Origin of the sequence: Halobacterium yunchengense (assembly GCF_037031165.1) — an archaeon.
GTDB classification, from domain to species: Archaea; Halobacteriota; Halobacteria; order Halobacteriales; family Halobacteriaceae; genus Halobacterium; species Halobacterium yunchengense.
The window spans coordinates 161,235-179,832 of sequence record NZ_JAYEZL010000001.1 but is presented as its reverse complement, the minus strand read 5'-3'; the positions used below and the strand labels follow the sequence as shown (position 1 = coordinate 179,832).

Annotated in this window: 21 protein-coding genes; 10 read left to right on the top strand and 11 right to left on the bottom strand. The window is 72.1% G+C overall.

Going from position 1 to position 18,598, the window contains the following annotated elements:
• Nucleotides 1-30: 30 nt before the first annotated feature.
• On the bottom strand, nt 31-384 hold the full coding sequence (locus U5911_RS00850; protein ID WP_336034459.1) for a winged helix-turn-helix domain-containing protein: 354 nt from the start codon (nt 382-384) through the stop codon (nt 31-33).
• Nucleotides 385-470: 86 nt separating this feature from the next.
• Between U5911_RS00850 and U5911_RS00845 the strand changes: the two genes are divergently transcribed.
• Complete coding sequence (locus tag U5911_RS00845) at nt 471-746, top strand: DUF7111 family protein (protein WP_336034457.1); 276 nt, start codon at nt 471-473, stop codon at nt 744-746.
• A 1-nt stretch (nt 747) separates the two neighbouring features.
• Here the strand turns inward: U5911_RS00845 and U5911_RS00840 are convergent, their stop codons facing one another.
• Nucleotides 748-2,325 carry an LVIVD repeat-containing protein gene (locus U5911_RS00840; RefSeq protein ID WP_336034455.1) on the bottom strand — a complete coding sequence of 526 codons (1,578 nt, stop codon included), beginning with the start codon at nt 2,323-2,325 and terminating at the stop codon, nt 748-750.
• A 159-nt stretch (nt 2,326-2,484) separates the two neighbouring features.
• On the opposite strand from U5911_RS00840, the gene U5911_RS00835 reads away from it, so the two are divergent.
• A complete protein-coding gene (locus tag U5911_RS00835) occupies nt 2,485-3,651 on the top strand; it encodes a thiolase domain-containing protein (RefSeq protein ID WP_336034454.1) in 1,167 nt (388 codons plus the stop codon).
• Nucleotides 3,648-4,034: a Zn-ribbon domain-containing OB-fold protein gene (locus tag U5911_RS00830; protein WP_336034452.1), complete on the top strand. Its 387-nt coding sequence runs from the start codon at nt 3,648-3,650 to the stop codon at nt 4,032-4,034. The genes U5911_RS00835 and U5911_RS00830 overlap by 4 nt, the downstream gene beginning before the upstream one ends.
• A 3-nt stretch (nt 4,035-4,037) precedes the next feature.
• Here the strand turns inward: U5911_RS00830 and U5911_RS00825 are convergent, their stop codons facing one another.
• From U5911_RS00825 to U5911_RS00815, 3 genes are all read right to left on the bottom strand, one after another.
• A complete protein-coding gene (locus tag U5911_RS00825; protein WP_336034450.1) occupies nt 4,038-4,973 on the bottom strand; it encodes an alpha/beta fold hydrolase in 936 nt (311 codons plus the stop codon).
• A 119-nt stretch (nt 4,974-5,092) separates the two neighbouring features.
• Nucleotides 5,093-6,073 (bottom strand): methylmalonyl Co-A mutase-associated GTPase MeaB, encoded by a 981-nt coding sequence (gene meaB / locus U5911_RS00820; protein ID WP_336035869.1) that lies wholly within the window; start codon nt 6,071-6,073, stop codon nt 5,093-5,095.
• Between the two features lies 1 nt (nt 6,074).
• Entirely contained in the window at nt 6,075-6,491 is a 417-nt protein-coding gene (locus U5911_RS00815; protein ID WP_336034449.1) for a cobalamin B12-binding domain-containing protein, read from the bottom strand.
• A 226-nt stretch (nt 6,492-6,717) separates the two neighbouring features.
• On the opposite strand from U5911_RS00815, the gene U5911_RS00810 reads away from it, so the two are divergent.
• On the top strand, nt 6,718-7,326 hold the full coding sequence (locus U5911_RS00810) for a DUF420 domain-containing protein (RefSeq protein ID WP_336034448.1): 609 nt from the start codon (nt 6,718-6,720) through the stop codon (nt 7,324-7,326).
• Between the two features lie 42 nt (nt 7,327-7,368).
• On the opposite strand, the gene U5911_RS00805 is transcribed toward U5911_RS00810, so the two are convergent.
• The 4 genes from U5911_RS00805 to cyoE are packed head-to-tail and all read right to left on the bottom strand — an operon-like array spanning nt 7,369 to nt 11,101.
• On the bottom strand, nt 7,369-8,112 hold the full coding sequence (locus U5911_RS00805) for an ABC transporter permease (RefSeq protein ID WP_336034446.1): 744 nt from the start codon (nt 8,110-8,112) through the stop codon (nt 7,369-7,371).
• Nucleotides 8,109-9,065, bottom strand: a complete 957-nt coding sequence (locus U5911_RS00800; RefSeq protein ID WP_336034444.1) for an ABC transporter ATP-binding protein — start codon at nt 9,063-9,065, stop codon at nt 8,109-8,111. Before U5911_RS00800 ends, U5911_RS00805 begins: the two co-directional genes overlap by 4 nt.
• 49 nt (nt 9,066-9,114) lie before the next feature.
• Nucleotides 9,115-9,771, bottom strand: a complete 657-nt coding sequence (locus tag U5911_RS00795; RefSeq protein WP_336034442.1) for a DUF7546 family protein — start codon at nt 9,769-9,771, stop codon at nt 9,115-9,117.
• Nucleotide 9,772: 1 nt separating this feature from the next.
• Complete coding sequence (cyoE, locus tag U5911_RS00790) at nt 9,773-11,101, bottom strand: heme o synthase (RefSeq protein WP_336035867.1); 1,329 nt, start codon at nt 11,099-11,101, stop codon at nt 9,773-9,775.
• A gap of 158 nt (nt 11,102-11,259) precedes the next feature.
• Here cyoE and coxB point away from each other — a divergent pair, with 158 nt between their 5' ends.
• Nucleotides 11,260-12,021, top strand: a complete 762-nt coding sequence (coxB, locus tag U5911_RS00785; protein WP_336034440.1) for a cytochrome c oxidase subunit II — start codon at nt 11,260-11,262, stop codon at nt 12,019-12,021.
• 215 nt (nt 12,022-12,236) lie between these two features.
• On the opposite strand, the gene U5911_RS00780 is transcribed toward coxB, so the two are convergent.
• On the bottom strand, nt 12,237-13,076 hold the full coding sequence (locus U5911_RS00780; protein WP_336034438.1) for a biotin--[acetyl-CoA-carboxylase] ligase: 840 nt from the start codon (nt 13,074-13,076) through the stop codon (nt 12,237-12,239).
• Between the two features lie 43 nt (nt 13,077-13,119).
• The gene (locus U5911_RS00775) at nt 13,120-13,980 is read right to left on the bottom strand and encodes a cytochrome c oxidase subunit 3 (RefSeq protein WP_336034437.1); all 861 of its coding nucleotides are present in this window, start codon (nt 13,978-13,980) and stop codon (nt 13,120-13,122) included.
• Between the two features lie 101 nt (nt 13,981-14,081).
• Between U5911_RS00775 and U5911_RS00770 the strand changes: the two genes are divergently transcribed.
• The 5 genes from U5911_RS00770 (at nt 14,082) to ctaD (ending at nt 18,442) form a co-directional block, all read left to right on the top strand.
• On the top strand, nt 14,082-15,455 hold the full coding sequence (locus tag U5911_RS00770; protein WP_336034436.1) for a hypothetical protein: 1,374 nt from the start codon (nt 14,082-14,084) through the stop codon (nt 15,453-15,455).
• A 2-nt stretch (nt 15,456-15,457) separates the two neighbouring features.
• Nucleotides 15,458-15,736: a DUF7410 domain-containing protein gene (locus U5911_RS00765; protein ID WP_336034435.1), complete on the top strand. Its 279-nt coding sequence runs from the start codon at nt 15,458-15,460 to the stop codon at nt 15,734-15,736.
• A gap of 110 nt (nt 15,737-15,846) precedes the next feature.
• Nucleotides 15,847-16,209, top strand: coding sequence for a DUF7541 family protein (locus tag U5911_RS00760; protein ID WP_336034433.1), 363 nt, complete (start codon nt 15,847-15,849; stop codon nt 16,207-16,209).
• A 111-nt stretch (nt 16,210-16,320) separates the two neighbouring features.
• Entirely contained in the window at nt 16,321-16,560 is a 240-nt protein-coding gene (locus tag U5911_RS00755) for a DUF6684 family protein (protein WP_336034431.1), read from the top strand.
• A 136-nt stretch (nt 16,561-16,696) separates the two neighbouring features.
• Nucleotides 16,697-18,442, top strand: a complete 1,746-nt coding sequence (ctaD, locus tag U5911_RS00750; protein WP_336035865.1) for a cytochrome c oxidase subunit I — start codon at nt 16,697-16,699, stop codon at nt 18,440-18,442.
• The last annotated feature ends 156 nt before the right edge of the window (nt 18,443-18,598 follow it).

Sequence of the window (18,598 nt, the reverse complement as noted above, 5' to 3'; positions counted from 1 at the left end):
CCATCGGCCGGTGGGAGGGCCGCCGCGCGGTTAACGGTTCGGAGAACGCGCGTTCTCTTCGCCACTCCGTACCGCGGTTACGTCCCGCACGGTCTCGACGACCGCGCGGCCGTCCGCGGAGAGCGCGTAGCCGTCGCCGCCCCGGACGAGGAGGTCGTCGAGTTCGCGGAGGTGGTAGTTCAGGCGGCCGTTGTCCTCGACGCCGACCGCCGCCGCCAGGTCGGTGTACGACAGCGGCGCGTCGGCGTCGTAGAGCGCACCGAGCACCGCGGCGCGCGTGTCGTCGGCCAGCACCGCGAACGTGCCGCTGGCGGCCGCCAGGTCCGTGTCCGCGGACGCGTCGCCGGCGTCCCCGTCCGGCCACGTCCAGTGGGGAATCGCCATGCTCGCTCGTCGTCGCCGCACCGACATAAGTCCCGGCGTCGCCCGCACCCGTCGCGTTTTTCCTCGCGCCGCGCGAACCCCCGGCGATGACCGAGGAGACCGCCGAGGCAGACGGCGTCACCGCCCGCTACTACGAGACCGACACCGAGCGCGTCCTCGAGTTCGAGGCCGACGGCGCCACCGCCGCCATCGCGCAGAACGTCGAGGGGTACGCGATGCTGAAGGTGCGGCCGACCGTCGACGGCGACGAACTGGAGCGCTACTACGGGTTCGACATGGCGCTCGACCACGCCGCGGAACTGCTCGGCCGGACCCCGGGCGACCTGCCGGTGCCGGAGGCGGCCGCCGACATGGGGATGTAGCTCACTGCTCGTCGCCGCTCCGGACGCGGTGGTAGGCGGCGAGCGCGCCGCCGGCGACCGCCGCGCCCACCCCGAACCCGGGGACGCCGCCGCCCGTCGAGTCGTCGGCCGGCGTCGAGCCAGTCGCGGTCGTCCCGTCCGGCGTCGCGCCCGTCGTCCCCGCGTCGCCGGTCGTCTGCGCCGTCGTCCGCTGGGGTGTGGTTCCGGCCGCGTCGGTCGTCGCCGCGGCGTCGGTGGTCTCGGACTCCTCGCTGGTAGCGGGGAGGTCGTAGTCCGGCGGGGACTCCGGCATCCCCGTCTCGTCGACCGTCAGTGTCTCCGCCGACGCGGCGGCGTCCCCGTCCGGTTCGGGGAACGCGTACAGCGTCGCTTCCGCGTAGTTCTCGTTGGCGTCCCGGCCGGCCGACGGGTCGGTGACGCTGGACGCGACGAACCCGTCGGGGATCGGGCGCGCGGTCCAGAACGACGCGTCGCCGGGCGCCGCCCACCAGCCCAGCGTCTCGGGGTCGGTCGGCGCGGAGAGGTCGTAGACCCGGACGCCGCCCGTGTACCACGAGGCGTACAGTCTGCGACCGCGGAACCCGAAGTTGTGCGCGGTGTTCACGTGATTGTCGCCGTCCGCGTCCTCGACGACCGGCGGCCTGAGCGCCGCGAGGAACGAGGGGTCCGTCTCGTCGCTGACGTCGTAGAGGTCGATGCTGCCCGGGCCGCCGTACCGGTCGTCGCCGCGGTCGCGGTCCCACGCCTCCCGGCCGACGGCGAGCAGGTCGCCGTCCGGCGACGGCCGCGCGTAGTGGCTGTTCCCGGGGAGCTGGACGATGTCCGCGATGCCGCCGTCCGCGTCCTCCGGGTCGACGCCGCCGATGCTCGCGACCGGCGTGGGGTCGCTGCGGTCGCTCACGTCCAGGATCCACGTGCCGGCGTCCCAGTACGCGACGTACAGGCGGTCGCCCGTCGCGACCACGTCGTGGCACTGGTAGACGGACCCGCCGACGCCGCCCCACTCGGGGACGGCGTCGACGACCGACCACTCGGCGACGGGCTCGGGGCTGTCGTCGCCGACGTCGTAGACGAGCACGGGCTCCTCAGGGAGCCGCGATCCGGTCAGGTAGGCGGTGTCGCCGTCGAGGTGGAGGTTGTGGACGGCGTGGTCGGTCGGGACGGCCGCGACCTGCTCGGGGTCGGTGGGGTCGCTGACGTCGAACAGCGCGGCGCCGGCGGTCTGGCCGTCCCGCAGGAACCCCGGCGGGCCGGCGACCAGCGCGCGGTCACCGGAGACGGCGACGTCCTGCACGCCGGTCAGCGCGTCGTCGCCGACCGTCGGTTCGGCCTCGGTGACGGTCGTCGGCGCGGACGGGTCCTCGAAGTCCGCGACGAGCAGCGAGTCCTGGGCGGCGCCGTAGACGTACCGGCCGTCGTCGCCGACGACTGCTTCCGAGACGCCCGGCGCATCGAGGGTCGCCGTCGGGTCGAGTTCGGTCGCCCGTCGCTCGGTGCGCGTCCGGCCGAGGGCGGCGGGCGCTGCGGCGGTCAGGGCTGCACCGGCGGCGAGCGCGCCGAGGAACGAGCGACGGCGCATCACTCCCGGTCCTCGCCGGACGGCGGTGCGGCTATGCGGTCGCTGCGAGTCGTGGTGGAGGGCATCGCAGGTGTACGTGTCACGGTAACGAACATCAATGTTGGGGTGGGAGCCCCCGGTTCCGCACGGCTTTTGAACCCGCTCGGACAATCGTTAGGTATGGACACAGCGCGAGTCGCCGGGGTCGGGCTGACCCACTTCGGCAGCCACCCCGAGCGCACCAGCCGCGACCTGTTCGCGGAGGCGGGCGTCGCGGCGCTCGAGGACGCCGGCGTCGACCGCGGCGACGTCGAGGGCGTCTACTACGGGAACTTCATGGGCGAACTCAGCGAGCACCAGGGCCACCAGGGCCCGCTCGCCGCGGAGGCCATCGGCGTCGACGCGCCGGCGACGCGGTACGAGAGCGCGTGCGCGTCCAGCGGCGTGGCGCTCCGGCAGGCGGTCCGGGACGTCCGGAACGGCGAGGCCGACGTGCTCGTGGTCGGCGGCGCCGAGCGCATGAACAACCTCTCGACGGCCGAGTCGACGGAGGCGCTGGCCATCGCCGCCGACGACCTCTACGAGGTGCGGGCCGGCGTGACGTTCCCCGGCGCGTACGCGATGATGGCGACCACGTACTTCGAGCGCTTCGGGGGCTCCCGCGAGGACCTCGCGCACGTCGCGGTGAAGAACCACGAGAACGCCCTGGAGAACGACCACGCGCAGTTCCAGCGCGCCATCACCGTCGAGGACGCCCTGGAGTCGCCGCCGGTCGCGGACCCGCTGCACCTCTACGACGCCTGCCCCGTCACGGACGGCGCGAGCGCGGTCGTCCTCGTCAGCGGCGCGTACGCCGACGAGCACGACCTCGACGCCGAGGTCGCGGTGACGGGCACCGGACAGGGCGGCGACCGGATGGCGCTGCAGGACCGCGAGGACGTCGCGACGTCGCCCGCCGCCACCGAGGCCGCCGAGGAGGCGTACGCCGACGCCGGCGTCACCGCGGACGACGTCGACGTCGCGGAGGTCCACGACTGCTTCACCATCGCGGAGGTGCTCGCCGTCGAGTCCCTGGGCTTCTTCGAGACCGGCGAGGGCGTGACCGCCGCCCGCGACGGCGCGACGACCGCGGACGGCGACCTCCCGGTGAACCTCTCCGGCGGCCTGAAGGCGAAGGGCCACCCGGTCGGCGCGACCGGCGCCAGCCAGGTCGCGGAGCTCGCGAAGCTGCTGGGCGGCGACCACGTCAACAGCGAGCGCGTCCCGTCCGCGAGGGTCGGCGTCGCGCACAACGCGGGCGGGACCGTCGCGAGTGCGGTCGTGCACGTCCTGGAGGTGGTCGAATGAGCGGCGACGGCGTCCGCGACGCGGGCTTCGACGAGCTCCTGGACGCGCTCGCGGACGGCGACGGCTACTACCTCGAGTGCGCGAACGGCCACGGGAGCCTACCGCCGCGGCGCGTCTGTCCGGACTGCGGGAGCGCCGACCTCTCGGAGGCCCGCCTCCCGGCGACCGGCGAGGTCGTCACGTTCACGCGGGTGCACGTCCCCGCGCCGTCGTTCGTCGAGGACGCTCCGTACGTCACCGCGGTCGTGGACTTCGGTCCGGTGCGGCTCACCGGGCAGGTGCTCGCCGACCCAGGGGACGTCGACGTCGGCACGACCGTCGACGTGGCTGTCGGGGAGACGGAGACGGCCGGCGAGCGCGTCGTCGTGTTCGAACCGCGGTAGCGGCTACGCCGCCTCGAGCCGCGGGAGGTCGTCGCGGACGGCCTCGAGGAAGGAGTCGGGCTGTTCGGCGTGCGGGAGCAGGCGGGTCTCGTCGACGACGAGCAGCCGCGCGTCCGCCTCGTCTGCGAGCTCGCGGCCCTCGGCCAGCGGCGTCACGGTCGCCTCCCGGCCCCAGACGACGGTCGCGGGGCAGTCGCGGTCGGCGAGCTCGGCGCCGAGGTCGACGCCCGGGTCGAGGTAGCCGCCGGCGAACGACGCGGGCGCGAACCGCGCGCCCGGCTGGTGGGCGGTCCGCCACTGGTAGTCGAGGACGTCGTCGGTGACGTGCTCGGCGCGGTAGTAGCCCTCGCGCTCGTCGAAGTACCGCAGTGACGGCTTGCTCGTGAGCGCGTTGAACGCCGCCTCGCCGACCAGCGGCGACCGGAGCAGCGACCGCACCCACGGTCGACGCGGGCCCGTGTCGGCGGTCGGGCAGACGAGCAGCAGGCCGGCGACGTCGCTGCGGTCGGCGGCGACGGTCGCCCACGCGCCGGACAGCGAACTCCCCACGACGACGGGGTCGTCGGCGACGTAGTTCAGGAAGTCCGCGACGAAGGACTCGTACAGCGAGGACGTGTACGCGACCGGCGGCCGGTCGGTCCGCCCGAACCCGGGGAGGTCGGGCGCGAGCACGTGGTAGTCGTCGGCGAGCGCGTCGAAGACGCCCTCGAACTCGCGGCTGGACGCCGCGGCGTGGACGCCGTGCAGGCAGACGACGTCCGGCCGGTCCGGGTCGCCGGCCTCCGTGTACGCCACGTCGAACCCCCGCCAGCGGTACGTGTGCTGTGCGCCGACGAGCGCGGGCGGTAACTCGCCCGCTTTCGCGCGGAGGCCTCGGTCGACCAGTTCCGCGCCGACGGCCGCTGCGACGCCACCAGCGAGCAGTCTCCGGAGTCGCATGCGTGACAGTTCACTCGCCACTCGCTTAGCCGTTGTGACGGATTCGGGTGCCCGCGGCCGCGTCGTGGCGCGCGGCGGACGAGTCAGTCGCGTTGCTCGTGGGGTCGAGTGGGGGAGAGTCAGTCGCGTTGCTCGTCGAGGCAGTCCGCGAGCGGTTCGACGACGTCGTCGGCGACGTCGTACGGCGTCGTCTCGCCGGCGTCGATGCGCGCGGCGAGCTCGTCGACGCCGCCACGGCGGTCGAGTTCCGCCTCGACGAGGTCGCCGACGTCCTCCCGGAGGAGCGTCCGGAGTTCCTCGGCGTGGCGCTCGTGGCGCTGGCGTTCGCGGCGGCCGGAGTCGTCGAGCCACGCGGCGTGGTCGTCGAGGACGTCGAGGAACGCCCCGACGCCCTCGCCGCTCTTGGCGACAGTCTCGAGGACCCGGGGCGTCCAGTCGCCGGGCTCGGCGTCCCGCATGTCGAGCATGTTCTTCAGTTCGGTGACCGTCTTGTCCGCGCCCGCGAGGTCCGCCTTGTTCACGACGAACACGTCGCCGATCTCGAGGATGCCGGCCTTCAGCATCTGGACGTCGTCGCCGGAGGACGGCGGGACGAGCACGGCGACCGTGTCCGCGGTCTTCACGACGTCGACCTCGTTCTGGCCGGCGCCCACGGTCTCGACGACGATCTTGTCCTTCCCGAACGCGTCGAGGGCCTTCACGGCGTCCGCGGTCGCGGTCGACAGGCCGCCGAGGCTCCCCCTCGCGGACATCGACCGGAAGAACACGTCCATGTCCGTCGACGTGGAGGCCATCCGGATGCGGTCGCCGAGCACCGCGCCGCCCGTGAACGGGCTGGAGGGGTCGACGGCGATGACGCCGACCTCGTGGCCGGCGTCCCGGTACCGCTTGGCCATCTTGTCCACGAGCGTCGACTTCCCGGAGCCGGGGCTGCCGGTGATGCCGACGACGTCGGCGTCACCGGTGTGGGGGTACAGCGCCGCGACGAGGTCGCGGTAGCCCGGCGACCGGTTCTCGATCTTCGTGATGACCCGGGCGAGCGCGCGGTGCTCGCCGTCGAGGAGGGCGTCGACGAGGTCGGGGGCGTCCCTGGTCGCCATCTCAGTCACGGCGTTTCACGTTCTCCCGGATGAACTCGATGGTCTCCTCCATCGGCGTGCCGGGGCCGAAGATGGCGTCGACGCCGTCCTCCCTGAGGCCGGGCCGGTCCTCCTCGGGGATGATGCCGCCGACGATGACGAGCGTGTCCTCGAAGGCGCCGTACTCCTCGAGGCCCTCGACGACCTTCGGGACGAGCGTGTTGTGCGCGCCGGAGAGGATGGAGATGCCGAGGACGTCGACGTCCTCCTGGACCGCGGCCTGCACGATCTCCTCGGGGGCCTTGTGGAGACCGGAGTAGATGACCTCGAAGCCGGCGTCGCGGAACGCGCGCGTGATGACGTGCGCGCCCCGGTCGTGGCCGTCGAGTCCGACCTTGGCCACGAGACACCGGATGGTCCGCTGGGATTCCTGACTCATAGCCGGTGATTTGCCGCATGTCGGTTTCACTCTAACGGACTCCTATTATAGTTCGTTTGGATTACCGAAAGCAAGCTTGACTCTCGGAGCGGGCCCGGCCGCCGTCGCGAGCGGTGATCAGTCCCGCAGGAAGCGAGCACGGGTTGCCATCGAACCGGAGGCGAGCACGGGTTGCCATCGAACCGGAAGCGAAAACGGGTTCCCACCGCGCCCCCAACCGCCGCGCATGGCAACTGCCGACGTCACCGGCTACGCGCGCGCCCACCCGCGGCGCGTCACCACCGTCCTCTCCGTCGTCGGGTACGCGCTCGTCGTCGGCGCGTTCGAGGGCCTCCTCCCGATTTTCCCCGCGCTCTCCCGGGAGACCGTGTTGCTGTTCTCGGACGCCATCGCCGTCGTGAACTCCGTCGCGCTCACCGTCCTGCTCGCGGGCGCGTACTTCATCAGGCGCGGCGACGTCCGCAGGCACCGCGCCGCGATGCTGACGGCGTTCGCGCTCATCTGCGTGTTCCTCGTGCTCTACCTCTGGAAGGTCGGCGGCGGCTTCGAGAAGTCCATCGTCATCGAGGAAGGCCAGTTCCTCGCCGCGTACGCCGGCACCGTCGAACTCGCGTACCTCGCGATGCTCGCGGTCCACATCCTCCTCTCCGTGGTCGCGGTGCCGGTCGTCCTCCACGCCGTCGTGCTCGGCCTCACGCACGACCCCAGCGAACTCGCGGACACCAGCCACCCGACGGTCGGCCGCGTCGCCGTCGCGGCGTGGTCGACGTCGCTGTTCCTCGGCGTCGTCACGTACTGGATGCTCAACCACGTCTACTCGTGGGTGCCGCGGTAGCGGCGCCGTCGAACGACGGAGACGGCCGTCTTCGGACCTCCCTCACTCCGTCCACGGGATGACGAGGGTGCCGACGACGAACGCGACCACCGCCAGCACCACCACGACGGCCGCGTCGGCGGTCGGGTCGCCGCCCGAGAACGTCGCCGCGCGGACGCCGCGCGCGAAGTAGACCAGCGGCGACAGGTCGACGACCGGCCGGAACCACGCCGGGAACAGCGCCGGCTGGACGAACGTCTCCGAGAGGAACAGCAGGGGCAACGCGACGCCGTTGCTCGCGGCGATGGCGCCGTCCTGGCCGTCCGCCAGACTGCCGATGACGGCGCCGACGCCGCAGAACAACAGCGTCGTCACCGGCACCAGGACCGCGAGCCACGGCGACAGCGCGAACGACGCGCCGGTCGCCAGCAGCGCCAGCAGCAACACGAGACACGCCGCAGCCACGAGCGCGACGTTCACGAGCGCGTGCGCGGCCAGCCACTCCGCGCGCGTCAGCGGCGTCGTCGACAGCTTCTCGAAGCGGTTGCCCTCGCGGTGGCGCGCCACCGTACTCGAGACCCGCGACAGCGGCGTGAACAGCACGACGGTCGCGAGGTACGCCGGGACGTAGTAGCCGGTCGGCTCCGTGAACAGGCCGCCGCTCCCGGAGGTCGTGCGCACCAGCCCCGCGAAGATGACGATGAGCAGGACCGGGAAGAAGAACGTGAAGAACACGGCGGTGCGGCGCCGCAGGAACGTCCGGTACGTCGCCGCCGCCTCCGAACGGACGCGGCCGGCGCGCGTCATCGCCGCACCTCCCCACGTGGCGTTGCAGCGGCCGCGCCCGACGCGCCAGCCGCCTCCCCGCCGACGCCCTCGACGTCGCCGGCGAGCGCGAGGTAGGCGTCCTCCAGCGTCGGCTCGCGCCACGACAGCGCGTCGAAGCCCACGCCAGCGTCCTCGAGCGCCGCCACCACCTCGTCGATGTCCCGCGGCGAGACGTCCGCGACCACGAGCCCCTCGTCGGTCGCCTCGACGTCGAAGCCCGGCACGTCGACCGCCGCCGACGCCGCCGGGGTCTCGACGACGAGCCGGTTGGCGCCGCCGTGCTCGGCGACCAGCTCCTCGGGCGTCCCGGTGGCGGCGACGCGGCCGTCCGCGAGCAGCGCGACGCGGTCCGCGAGCCGCTCGGCCTCCGCCATGTCGTGGGTGGTGAGCACGATGGTGGTGCCGGACGCGGCGAGGTCCTCGAACACGCGCCAGAGCGCGCGCCGGCCCGCCGGGTCGACGGCGGTCGTCGGCTCGTCCAGGAAGAGGACGTCGGGGTCGTTGACGAGCGCCGCGGCGACGCACGCCCGTCGCTTCTCGCCGCCCGAGCGGTCGGCGTACCACGTCTCCGCGTCCGGGTCGAGGCCGACCTCGCGGAGCACGGCGTCGGGGTCGCGTGCGCCGTCGTAGAGGCCGGCGTAGTACGCGACGAGTTCGCGCGCGCTCAGGCGGTCCGGCGGCGAGAAGTCCTGGGGGAGCAGGCCGACGCGCTGCTCGTTGGCGTCGCCCGGCGCGCCGCCGAGCAGGCGCACCGCCCCCTCGTCGGGCGCCGCGGTGCCCGTCAGACACCGCACGAGCGTCGTCTTCCCGGCGCCGTTCGGGCCGACGAGCGCGAACACCTCGCCGGCGTCCACGGACAGGGAGACGCCGTCCAGCGCCGCGGTGTCGCCGTAGGCCTTGCGGACGTCCTCGGCGACGACAGCGGGAGTCATACCCGACGCTCGGGGGTCGGCGAGGTAAAGGACTGCGGTCCGCGACCGGCTACCGCGTCGGCCGCCACACCAGCAACAGCACCGAGGAGACGAACACGACCGTCGAGAGGCCGTACGGCTCGTTCTGTGCGGCGGTCGCGACCGCGGACGCGCTCCCGAACGCGCCCGTCAGCACCGTCGCCGCGACCGGCCACGTGCAGCTCACGCACGACAGCAGTCCGAGCAGTCCCGCGACGCCCGTGCGCGCGGCGTCGAGTATCGTCACCGCGACGAGGTACGCGAGCGCCCCGTAGCCGACGACCTTGTACGGGAACAGGCTCACCGTCAGCTCGGCGCCGCTGTACACGAGCACGGGCCCCCAGCCCGGGGACAGCCACGCGATGCGCGAGCCCAGGCCGTGGCCGTGCAGCATGTAGAGGCCGCCGAGGCCGCCCAGCAGCAGGAAGTACGCGACGGCGACGGCGAGCGCGACCGCGTACTGGCGGCGGGACGCGCTCGGGAGGTCGACCCTCGAGACGCCCCAGAGCGCGGCGTTGATCCAGACGAACGGGTACGCGAGCAACAGGGGGTCGGTCGGGACCGACGAGGTCAGCGCGAAGTACAGGAGCACGAGCGCGAGTTCGCCGTTCACCAGGAGCGCGCCGTACAGCAGCGTGGACTTCCCGGGGCGGAACCGGTCGAGGGAGGCGGAGGCGGTCGCGCCCATCTCAGACCACCATCGCGTCCACGACCACGGCGACCAGCAGGCAGCCGAGGTAGGCGTTCGACGCGTGGAACGCGCGCATCGCCGCGGGGCGGTCGCGCTCGCGGTGCAGCCTGACCGCAGCGTACAGGAACACCGCGCCGAGCGCGGCCGACGTCGCCGCGAACAGCACGCCGAGGTCCGCGAGCGCGGCCAGCGCGGTCGCCGAGACGAGGGTCGCGCCGAGGTAGTAGACGATGTGCTTGCGCGTGGTCGCCTCGCCGCGCACGACCGGCATCAGCGGGAAGCCGCCGCGCTCGTAGTCGTCCTTGTACGCGAGCGCGAGGTTGTAGAAGTGCGCGGGCGTCCACAGGAAGATGACCGCCGCGAGCGCGATGCCCGCGACGCCGACGTCGCCGGTGACGGCCGCCCAGCCGATGAGCGCCGGGAGCGCGCCCGCGGCGCCGCCGATGACCGTGCTCTGTCGCGTGTTCGGCTTCAGGACGAGCGTGTAGACCACGGAGTAGAACACGATGGCCGTCAGGCCGAGCGCCGCCGTCAGGGCGTTCACCGACGCGAACGCCGCCAGCGACGCCGCCGCCAGCGCGAGGCCGAACGCGACCGCGTTCCGCTTCGGGATGCGGTCGGTCGCCAGCGGCCGGTCGTTCGTGCGCGCCATCTTCCGGTCTTTCTCCCGTTCCAGGACGTGGTTGAAGGTGCCGGACGCGCCGATGGCGAGCACGCCGCCGCCGAGGGTCAGCGCGACGGTCTCCGCGCGCAGGCTCTCCCCGGCGGCCAGCGCCATCCCCGCGGCGGCGACGAGGCACAGCAGCCACATCAGCCGCGGCTTCGTCAGCCGGACGTAGGCGTACGCGGTCGCGAGCGGTCCCGACTCCGGACCATCGCGTTCGCCGCCGTCGTCCGCCCTCGATTCGCCATCCCACTCGCTGGACGGCAGGTGGCCGGTCTGGGCCTCGAGCGTCCACGCCAGCGCCGCGACCAGGCCGGCGAAGATGACGACGCCGAGCGCGAGGTGCGCGCCGCTCAGCGCCGCCGACGCCCCGGACGTCGCGGTCAGCGCGCCCACCGCGACCTGGACGGGGTAGGCCAGCAGGGCGACCGTGACGGCAGCGCGGACGCGCCGCGACGCGCCGCGGCGCCACGCCAGCGCGGCCGCCGCGAGCACGAGGACGCCGGTCACTGCGGCTGCCGTGCGGTGCCCCCAGACGACCGCCAGCGACAGCGAGTCGATGGCGTACCAGCGTCCGCCGCAGGCCGGCCACGAGGTGCACGCGCTCGCCGCGTCCGTCAGCGCGGACGTCGCGCCCACGACGAGGAGCGCGTAGACGCCCATCGCGGCCGCAGCGAGCACCGCCGTGAACCGGTCGGGTGTGTGTCGAGTCACGTACTGCTCTCGTCGGGGCTTACACCGCGTCCCACTTAGCCTGTCCGACTCGCCGACGGGCGCTTTCAGCACCTATTTATGGAACCGCTCCGAACCCACGGAGTAGCATGAGAGGCAAGCGGCTCGCTCCCGCACTCGTCGCCGCCGTCGGCTTCCTCGCCGCTTTCGTGGACCCCGTCGCCGCTGCGCAGTACCAGTCGGTGACCGAGCAGCTCATCCGCGACCTGAACTCGATGATGCTCGCGGCCGCGCTCCCCATCACGCTGCTCGTCGAGGGCATCCTCGTGTACACGGTCTGGAAGTTCCGGAAGAGCGACGAGGCGAAGCCGACGAAGGAGAACCGCCGGCTGGAGATCACGTGGACGGTCGCGACCGCGGTCGTCCTCCTGTTCGTCGGCGTCGCCGCGTACGGCGTGATGGCCCAGCCGACCGTCACCGCCACACAGGCGGACGCACAAGAGGCGATGGCCGAGGACGACACGGTCGTCGTCGACACCGTGGGCGTCCAGTGGTACTGGAAGTACAACTACCCGAACGAGAACCTCACCGTCAGCTCCGGGCCCGCCGTCTCCGGCGTCGACTACGGCGACCAGCCGATGGTCGTCCCCGAGGACACCAAGCTCGTGATACGCACGGAGTCCGAGGACGTCATCCACGCGTTCCACGCGCCCGAGCTCGGCCTGAAGACCGACGCCGTCCCCGGCCAGACGAACTACCTCATCACCGAGCTCACCGAGAAGGGCACGTACACGCTGTACTGCGCCGAGTTCTGTGGGCAGGGGCACTCCGAGATGCTCGGCGAGATCGTGGTCGTCGAGGAGGACAAGTACGAGGAGTGGGTCGACGACCCCGAGAACACCTCGGTCTGACCGCTCGACGGTCGCCCCGCGGTCCCACGTCGCTGTTCTTCCCGTCCTCTCGTTCCGTCGCGTCGCCGTTCTCTTCGCTTTCCGGTCCCGTCACGTCGTCTTCCCGCCGTTCTGACTCGTCGTCTTCCTGCTGTTCTGACTCGTCGTCCTTCGGTTCAGTTCCGCTCTGGCGTCGCTGACTCGTCGTCCCTCCGTCCCGGACCGCGTCGTCGACGTCAGGGCCGCCGGAGGCGAGCGCACTCCCCCTCGGTGACCTCGACGCGGCCGTCGGCAGTGTCGACGACGAGCGCGCCGCGGTCGGTCACGCCCGTGGCGTCCCCCGCGACGGTGTCGCCGTCCCGGGTTTCGACGCGCACGCGCTCACCGAGGGTCGCCGACCGCTCGCGCCACGCGTCGAGCGCCGCGTCGAACCCCTCGTCGGTCTCCACGCGGTCCACCCAGTCCAGGAGGCGGTCGTGCAACGTGGCGGCGACCTCGACCGGGTCGACGTCGCCGACTACCGCCCCGATCGAGGTCACGTCCCGGTCGACGTCGAGGTCGCACGGGTCGAGGGCCGCGTTCACTCCGACGCCGAGGACCGCGAAGGAGAGCGCCGCCTCGCTCGGGTCGGTCCCCGGCAGCACCTCGTCGACGGGCTTGCCGGCGACCGGCACCTCGTCGACGACGGCCTCCGTGAGGACGCCACAGAGCTTCCGGCGCGCGCCGTCGGCGCCCTCGACGGCGACGTCGTTCGGCCACTTCAGGCGGGCGTCGACGCCGAACGCCTCGACGGTCTCCGCGGCCGCGACGCCGCCCGCGAACGTCAGGCGGCCGACGTGGCTCGCGTCGAAGCCGGGCCGGACGAGCGTGCTCGACCAGACGCCGCCCGGCGGGGACGCCCAGACGCTGCCCGTGCGGCCGCGACCGGCGGTCTGCTCGTCCGCGACGACGAACGTGCCGTGGGGCGCGCCGTCCCGGCCCTCGGCGCGCGCGAGGTCGTTCGTGCTCGGAATCGACTCGCGGTGGACGACCGGCGCGGACACGCGGTCGCGGAGGCGGTCGGCGTCGAGGCTCATGGCTGGCGGTTGGCGGCCAGCGGAAAAAGGACGGCGGGTTCCGTTACGCGCCGACGACCGCGCCGGCGTACAGGACGACGACCAGGAGGATCCAGACGGCGTCGACGAAGTGCCAGTACATCGAGACGGTCGTCACGGAGGTGTGGCGCTCGGCGTCGTACTGGCCCTTCAGGGCGCGCACGAACACGATGCCGATGAGCACCGCGCCCAGCGAGACGTGGAGGCCGTGCAGGCCGGTGAGCCCGAAGAACGCGCTCTCGAAGACGCCGCCGGACAGCGTCAGGCCCTCGTGGACGACGAACTCGTAGTACTCGTAGATCTGGCCCCCGATGAACACCACGCCGAGCAGGAGCGTCGCGGCGAGCAGGCCGACGAACCGCGACCGGTTGCCCTTCCGCAGGGCGACGTGCGCGAAGTGCAGCGTGAAACTGGAGACGACGAGGATGGCGGTGTTCGCGAGGACGAGCGCGCCGAGGAACCCCTCGGGGACGTGCTGGACGGCCTCGGACCACTGGGCGCCCGCGCGGATGAAGAAGTAGTACGTGAAGCCGGCGCCGAACGTCGCGATCTCGGAGCCCAGGAAGAGGATCATCCCCCAGCGGAGCGCGGTGCCGTCGCCGGTGTCCCGCGACCAGAAGTGCTTCACGAACGCGTGGTACACCCAGCCGTACAGCCCGACGAGGAAGACGAACGTGCTCCCCACGAAGACCGCTGGACCGGCCGTCGGGCCCACGAGGGTCTCGCTCTGCCCGAGCACGTACAGCGCCGCGCCGACGTAGAAGCCGGCGGCGCCGAGCGCGGTGATGAACGGCCACCAGCTGGCCTCGCCGAAGCCCTTCGGCCAGTCCTCCACGGCCGGCAGGTGGTGGCCGTGGTCGTCGGTCGAGTCGTCCGTGACGGTCATACCAGCCCGTTCCGGGCCGAGTACCAAAAAGGCATCCAACTCCGTCCGCGTCGCCGCCGTACCGCAATCCTCACACTGGCCGGGAGCCAACGCCCCGACACATGTCACGCCAGAGTGCGCGCGTCCTCGGCGCGGCCGTCGGTCTCGCCGCCGTCTGCGGCGTCGCCGTCGCGCACGGCGGCAGCCTCCGGAACGCGAGCAGCCAGGGGCTGGCGGTGCCCACGTGGCTGTTCCTCTCGACCGGCGGCGCCGTCGTCGGCGCGTCGTTCCTGCTGGCGAGCTTCGTCACCGACCGCGCGTTCGTCGCGTCGGTGGACTCGTGGCGCCACGGGCTGTCCGCGCCGCGCCGCCTGCTCGCGTGGGCCGGTCGCGCGGTCGGCGTCGCGGGGCTCGCCGTGGTGGTCGCCGCGGGCTACCTGGGGCCGGACGACTCGCTGCGGAACGCCGCCATCATGCTCGTCTGGGTCGGCTGGTGGGCGGCGTTCGCGATGACGACGTACCTCGTCGGGAACGCGTGGCCGGCGGTCGACCCGTTCCGAACGCTCACGCGACCGCTCGCGGGGGCGCTCGCCGGCCGCGACGTCGACCTGTCGCCGGGTCGTGCGGCGTGGGCGTCGACGGCGTTCCTGCTCGCGCTCGTCTGGTTCGAGGTGGTGAGCCCGCTCGCGGACGACGCGCCGCTGCTCGCCGCCGCCGCGCTCGGCTACCTCGCGCTCGCGGCCGCGGGCGTCCTCGCGGTCGGCCACCGCCAGTGGTTCGAGCGCGTCGACCCGCTCGCGCGGCTGTTCCGGATGTACGGGTCGGTCGCGCCCGTCCAGCGGACCGACGACGCGCTCGCGCTGCGGCTGCCGGGGATGCGGCTCACCGACGACGTCGTCGCGACGAACGGCGGCGTGGCGTTCGTCGTCGCCGTCCTCTGGGGGACGACCTTCGACGGGTTCGTCGGCACGCCCGCGTGGGCGTCGCTCGCGCGCGCCGCCGTCGCCGCGGGCGTCCCGCCGGCGCTGCTGTATCCGGCCGCGCTCGCGGTCGGCTTCCTCGCGTTCCACCGCCTGTACTGGTGGGCGGCGCGCGCCGCGAAGCGGACGGGGCCGACGTTCACGGACACCGGCCGCATCGCGCGCCGGTTCGCGCCGTCGCTGCTCGCCATCGCCGCCGGCTACCACCTCGCGCACTACCTCACGTACGCGCTCTCGCTGTCACCCGCGCTGGTGGGCGCGCTCGCGAACCCCCTGAACCCGCCGGTGGCGCGCACGCTGGTGCTCCCGGCGTGGCTGTCGGGCGTCGGCATCGCGGCCGTCCTCCTCGGCCACCTGCTCGCCATCTGGGTCGCGCACGCCACCGCCTACGACGAACTCCCCGGACGCCTGCAGGCCATCCGCAGCCAGTACGCGCTCACGGCCGCGATGGTGTTCTACACGATGACGAGCCTCTGGATCATCGGCCAGCCGGCCGGCGAACCGCCGTTCCTCTGACCATGACAGCAGCCACCGCCGACCACGACCGGACCGCCGACGCGCCCGCTGACGCCCCCCGGTGCCCGTACTGCGCCGAGGCGTTCCCGAGCGAGCGCCTCCGGGACCTCCACCGCGGGCTCGAACACTACGACGCCCTCGACGCAGCCGAACGAGACGCCTACGAGGCCGCCTACCGCAGCGAGACCGAGGACCTGCGGTCGTTCCGCCTGCGCGCGCTCGCCGTGCTGGTCGTCCTGTACTTCGGATTCCTGATGGCGTACGCCGTCTTCGCCGTCTGACGCACTCGTCGCGGTCGGCCTACTGGGCGGTCTCACGCGGTCGCCGTGGTCGGCCCGCCGCAGGCGCGCGGAAGCGATGGCTTTCTAACGCGCGGTGCCTAACTCGACGTATGGTCGAGCAAACGGAGCAGGGGTTGAGCGACGAGTACGCTCGCGCCAGCCCGTGGCCGATTCCGATCGTGCTGGGCATCGTCATCTCGGAGATCGGCATCGTGTTCGACGGCCTGCTCCCCGTCGCCGTGGGCGGGCTGCTGTTGCTCGCGGGGAGCGTCGTCGGCATCCTCCGCGAGTCCGGGTTCGCGTCGACGCTCTACCGGCCCGCGCTCGGCGTCGCCGCCGTGTTCGGGGGCGCTGGCGGCGCGCTCTACGTCGGCACCGCGGCCACCGCCCGCGGCCTCGCGTTCCTCGGCACGGCGGTCGTCGTCGCCGCCGCGGCCGTCGCCCTGTTCCTCTACGAGACCGAGCGCCTCTGAGCGCACAGACGCCACCGAGCGCAGGGGCCGCCACCGGGCCGCTGTGGGCCGCCAGTCGCCGTCGCGCGGAATCCTCAAGCTATATCTGTCCGCCGCCCCGACGTTCGGGCAATGTCGTCGAGCATCTTCGACAAGGAAACCATCCTCGACCTCACGGTCAACATCGTCCCACTCGCCATCCTGGCGTTCTTCATCCTGGCGTTCGCGCTCGTGAACCCGTGGGGCGGCGGCCTCAGCCTCGAGCGTGGCCTCCAGTTCGTGCTCGTCGCCTGGGTGTTCGTCGCGCTCGCCATCCTCACGTACGCCGCCGCGGTCAAGATCGAGGGCCCCGGCGAGGAAGTCGGTCCCTGAGCGCCCCGGAGTCCGACGCGGTTCGGCTCGGTGACCTGTCAGCGGCGACCGGCGGAATCCGACTCTTTACTGCGATTATTGCCGGGTCTCCCGGCGGCGGCAATCCTAAGCTTTCTTTACGGTCCAGGCCCGACGACTGAACATGGCCTCGTCATCACTGGTGTTGACTGTGCTGATGGGCGTTCTGCTCGTCGCCGTGGCCGCCGCCCTCGCGCGCCTCGAGGACTGGCGGTCGTACACGCCCCTCAGCGACGTCGGCGGTGCGCTCGGGGAGCGCACCGACCACGGACACGAAGAGAAGCCGGGTGGCATCATCCGGTGGTTCACGACCGTCGACCACAAGGACATCGGCATCCTGTACGGCGCGTACGGGACCATCACGTTCGCGGTGGGCGGTCTCATGGTGCTGTTGATGCGCACCGAGCTCGCCGCGCCCGCACAGGACGTCATCGGGCCCGGCCTCTACAACGGCCTGATGACCAGCCACGGCATCACGATGCTGTTCCTGTTCGGCACGCCGATGATCGCGGCGTTCGGGAACTACTTCATCCCGCTGCTCATCGGCGCCGACGACATGGCGTTCCCGCGGATCAACGCCATCGCGTTCTGGCTGCTGCCGCCGGGCGCGCTGCTCATCTGGTCCGGCTTCCTCATCCCGAGCATCGCGACCGCGCAGACCTCCTGGACGATGTACACGCCGCTGTCGATCCAGATGGCCAGCCCCGCGGTCGACATGATGCTCCTCGGCCTCCACCTCACCGGGGTCTCCGCGACGATGGGCGCGATCAACTTCATCGCGACCATCTTCACGGAGCGCAGCGAGGACGTCGGGTGGCCGAAACTCGACATCTTCTCGTGGACGATGCTCACGCAGTCCGGGCTCATCCTGTTCGCGTTCCCGCTGCTCGGGAGCGCGCTCATCATGCTCCTGCTCGACCGGAACTTCGGGACGACGTTCTTCACGGTCGGCGGCGGCGACCCCATCCTCTGGCAGCACCTCTTCTGGTTCTTCGGCCACCCCGAGGTGTACATCCTCGTCCTCCCGCCGATGGGCCTGGTCTCGCTGATCCTGCCGAAGTTCTCGGGCCGCAAGCTCTTCGGGTTCAAGTTCGTCGTCTACTCGACGCTCGCCATCGGCGTCCTGAGCTTCGGCGTCTGGGCCCACCACATGTTCGCTTCCGGCATCGACCCGCGGCTCCGCGCGAGCTTCATGGCGGTGTCGCTGGCCATCGCCATCCCGTCGGCGGTGAAGGTGTTCAACTGGATCACCACGATGTGGAACGGGAAGCTCCGGCTCACCGCGCCGATGCTGTTCTGCATCGGCTTCGTGCAGAACTTCATCATCGGCGGCGTCACCGGCGTCTTCCTCGCCGCCGTCCCCGTCGACCTCATCCTCCACGACACCTACTACGTCGTCGGCCACTTCCACTTCATCGTGTACGGCGCCATCGGGTTCGCGCTGTTCGCCGGCACCTACTACTGGTTCCCGATGTTCACCGGCCGGATGTACCAGAAGCGGCTCGGGCACCTCCACTTCTGGACGGCGCTCGTCGGCTCGAACCTCACCTTCCTCGCGATGCTGTGGCTCGGCTACGGCGGCATGCCGCGCCGGTACGCCACCTACCTCCCGCAGTTCGCCACCGCCCACCAGATCGCGACCGCCGGCGCGTTCCTCATCGGCATCAGCACCCTGTTCTGGGTGTACAACATGGTGGTGTCGTGGCGCGAGGGCCCGCGCGTCGACTCCGCCGACCCGTGGGGCCTCGAGTCGGTCGACCAGTTCACGAAGGACTGGGCGTGGTACGAGCAGCAGCGCGAGTCCGACGTGCCCGCGGTCGCCGACGGCGGCGAACCCGAGGACGACGCGCAGTCCGCCGACTGACGACGCGACAACGGTCTTTTCGACGGCCGCCGCAGTCGACGGCGACGCTACGCGAGGACGAGCACGAACCCGGTCAGGAACATCAGCACGGCGATGGCGGCCAGCACCAGGAACATGAGTTCCTTGTCTTCCATACCGGTGGTTGGCGGCGACACC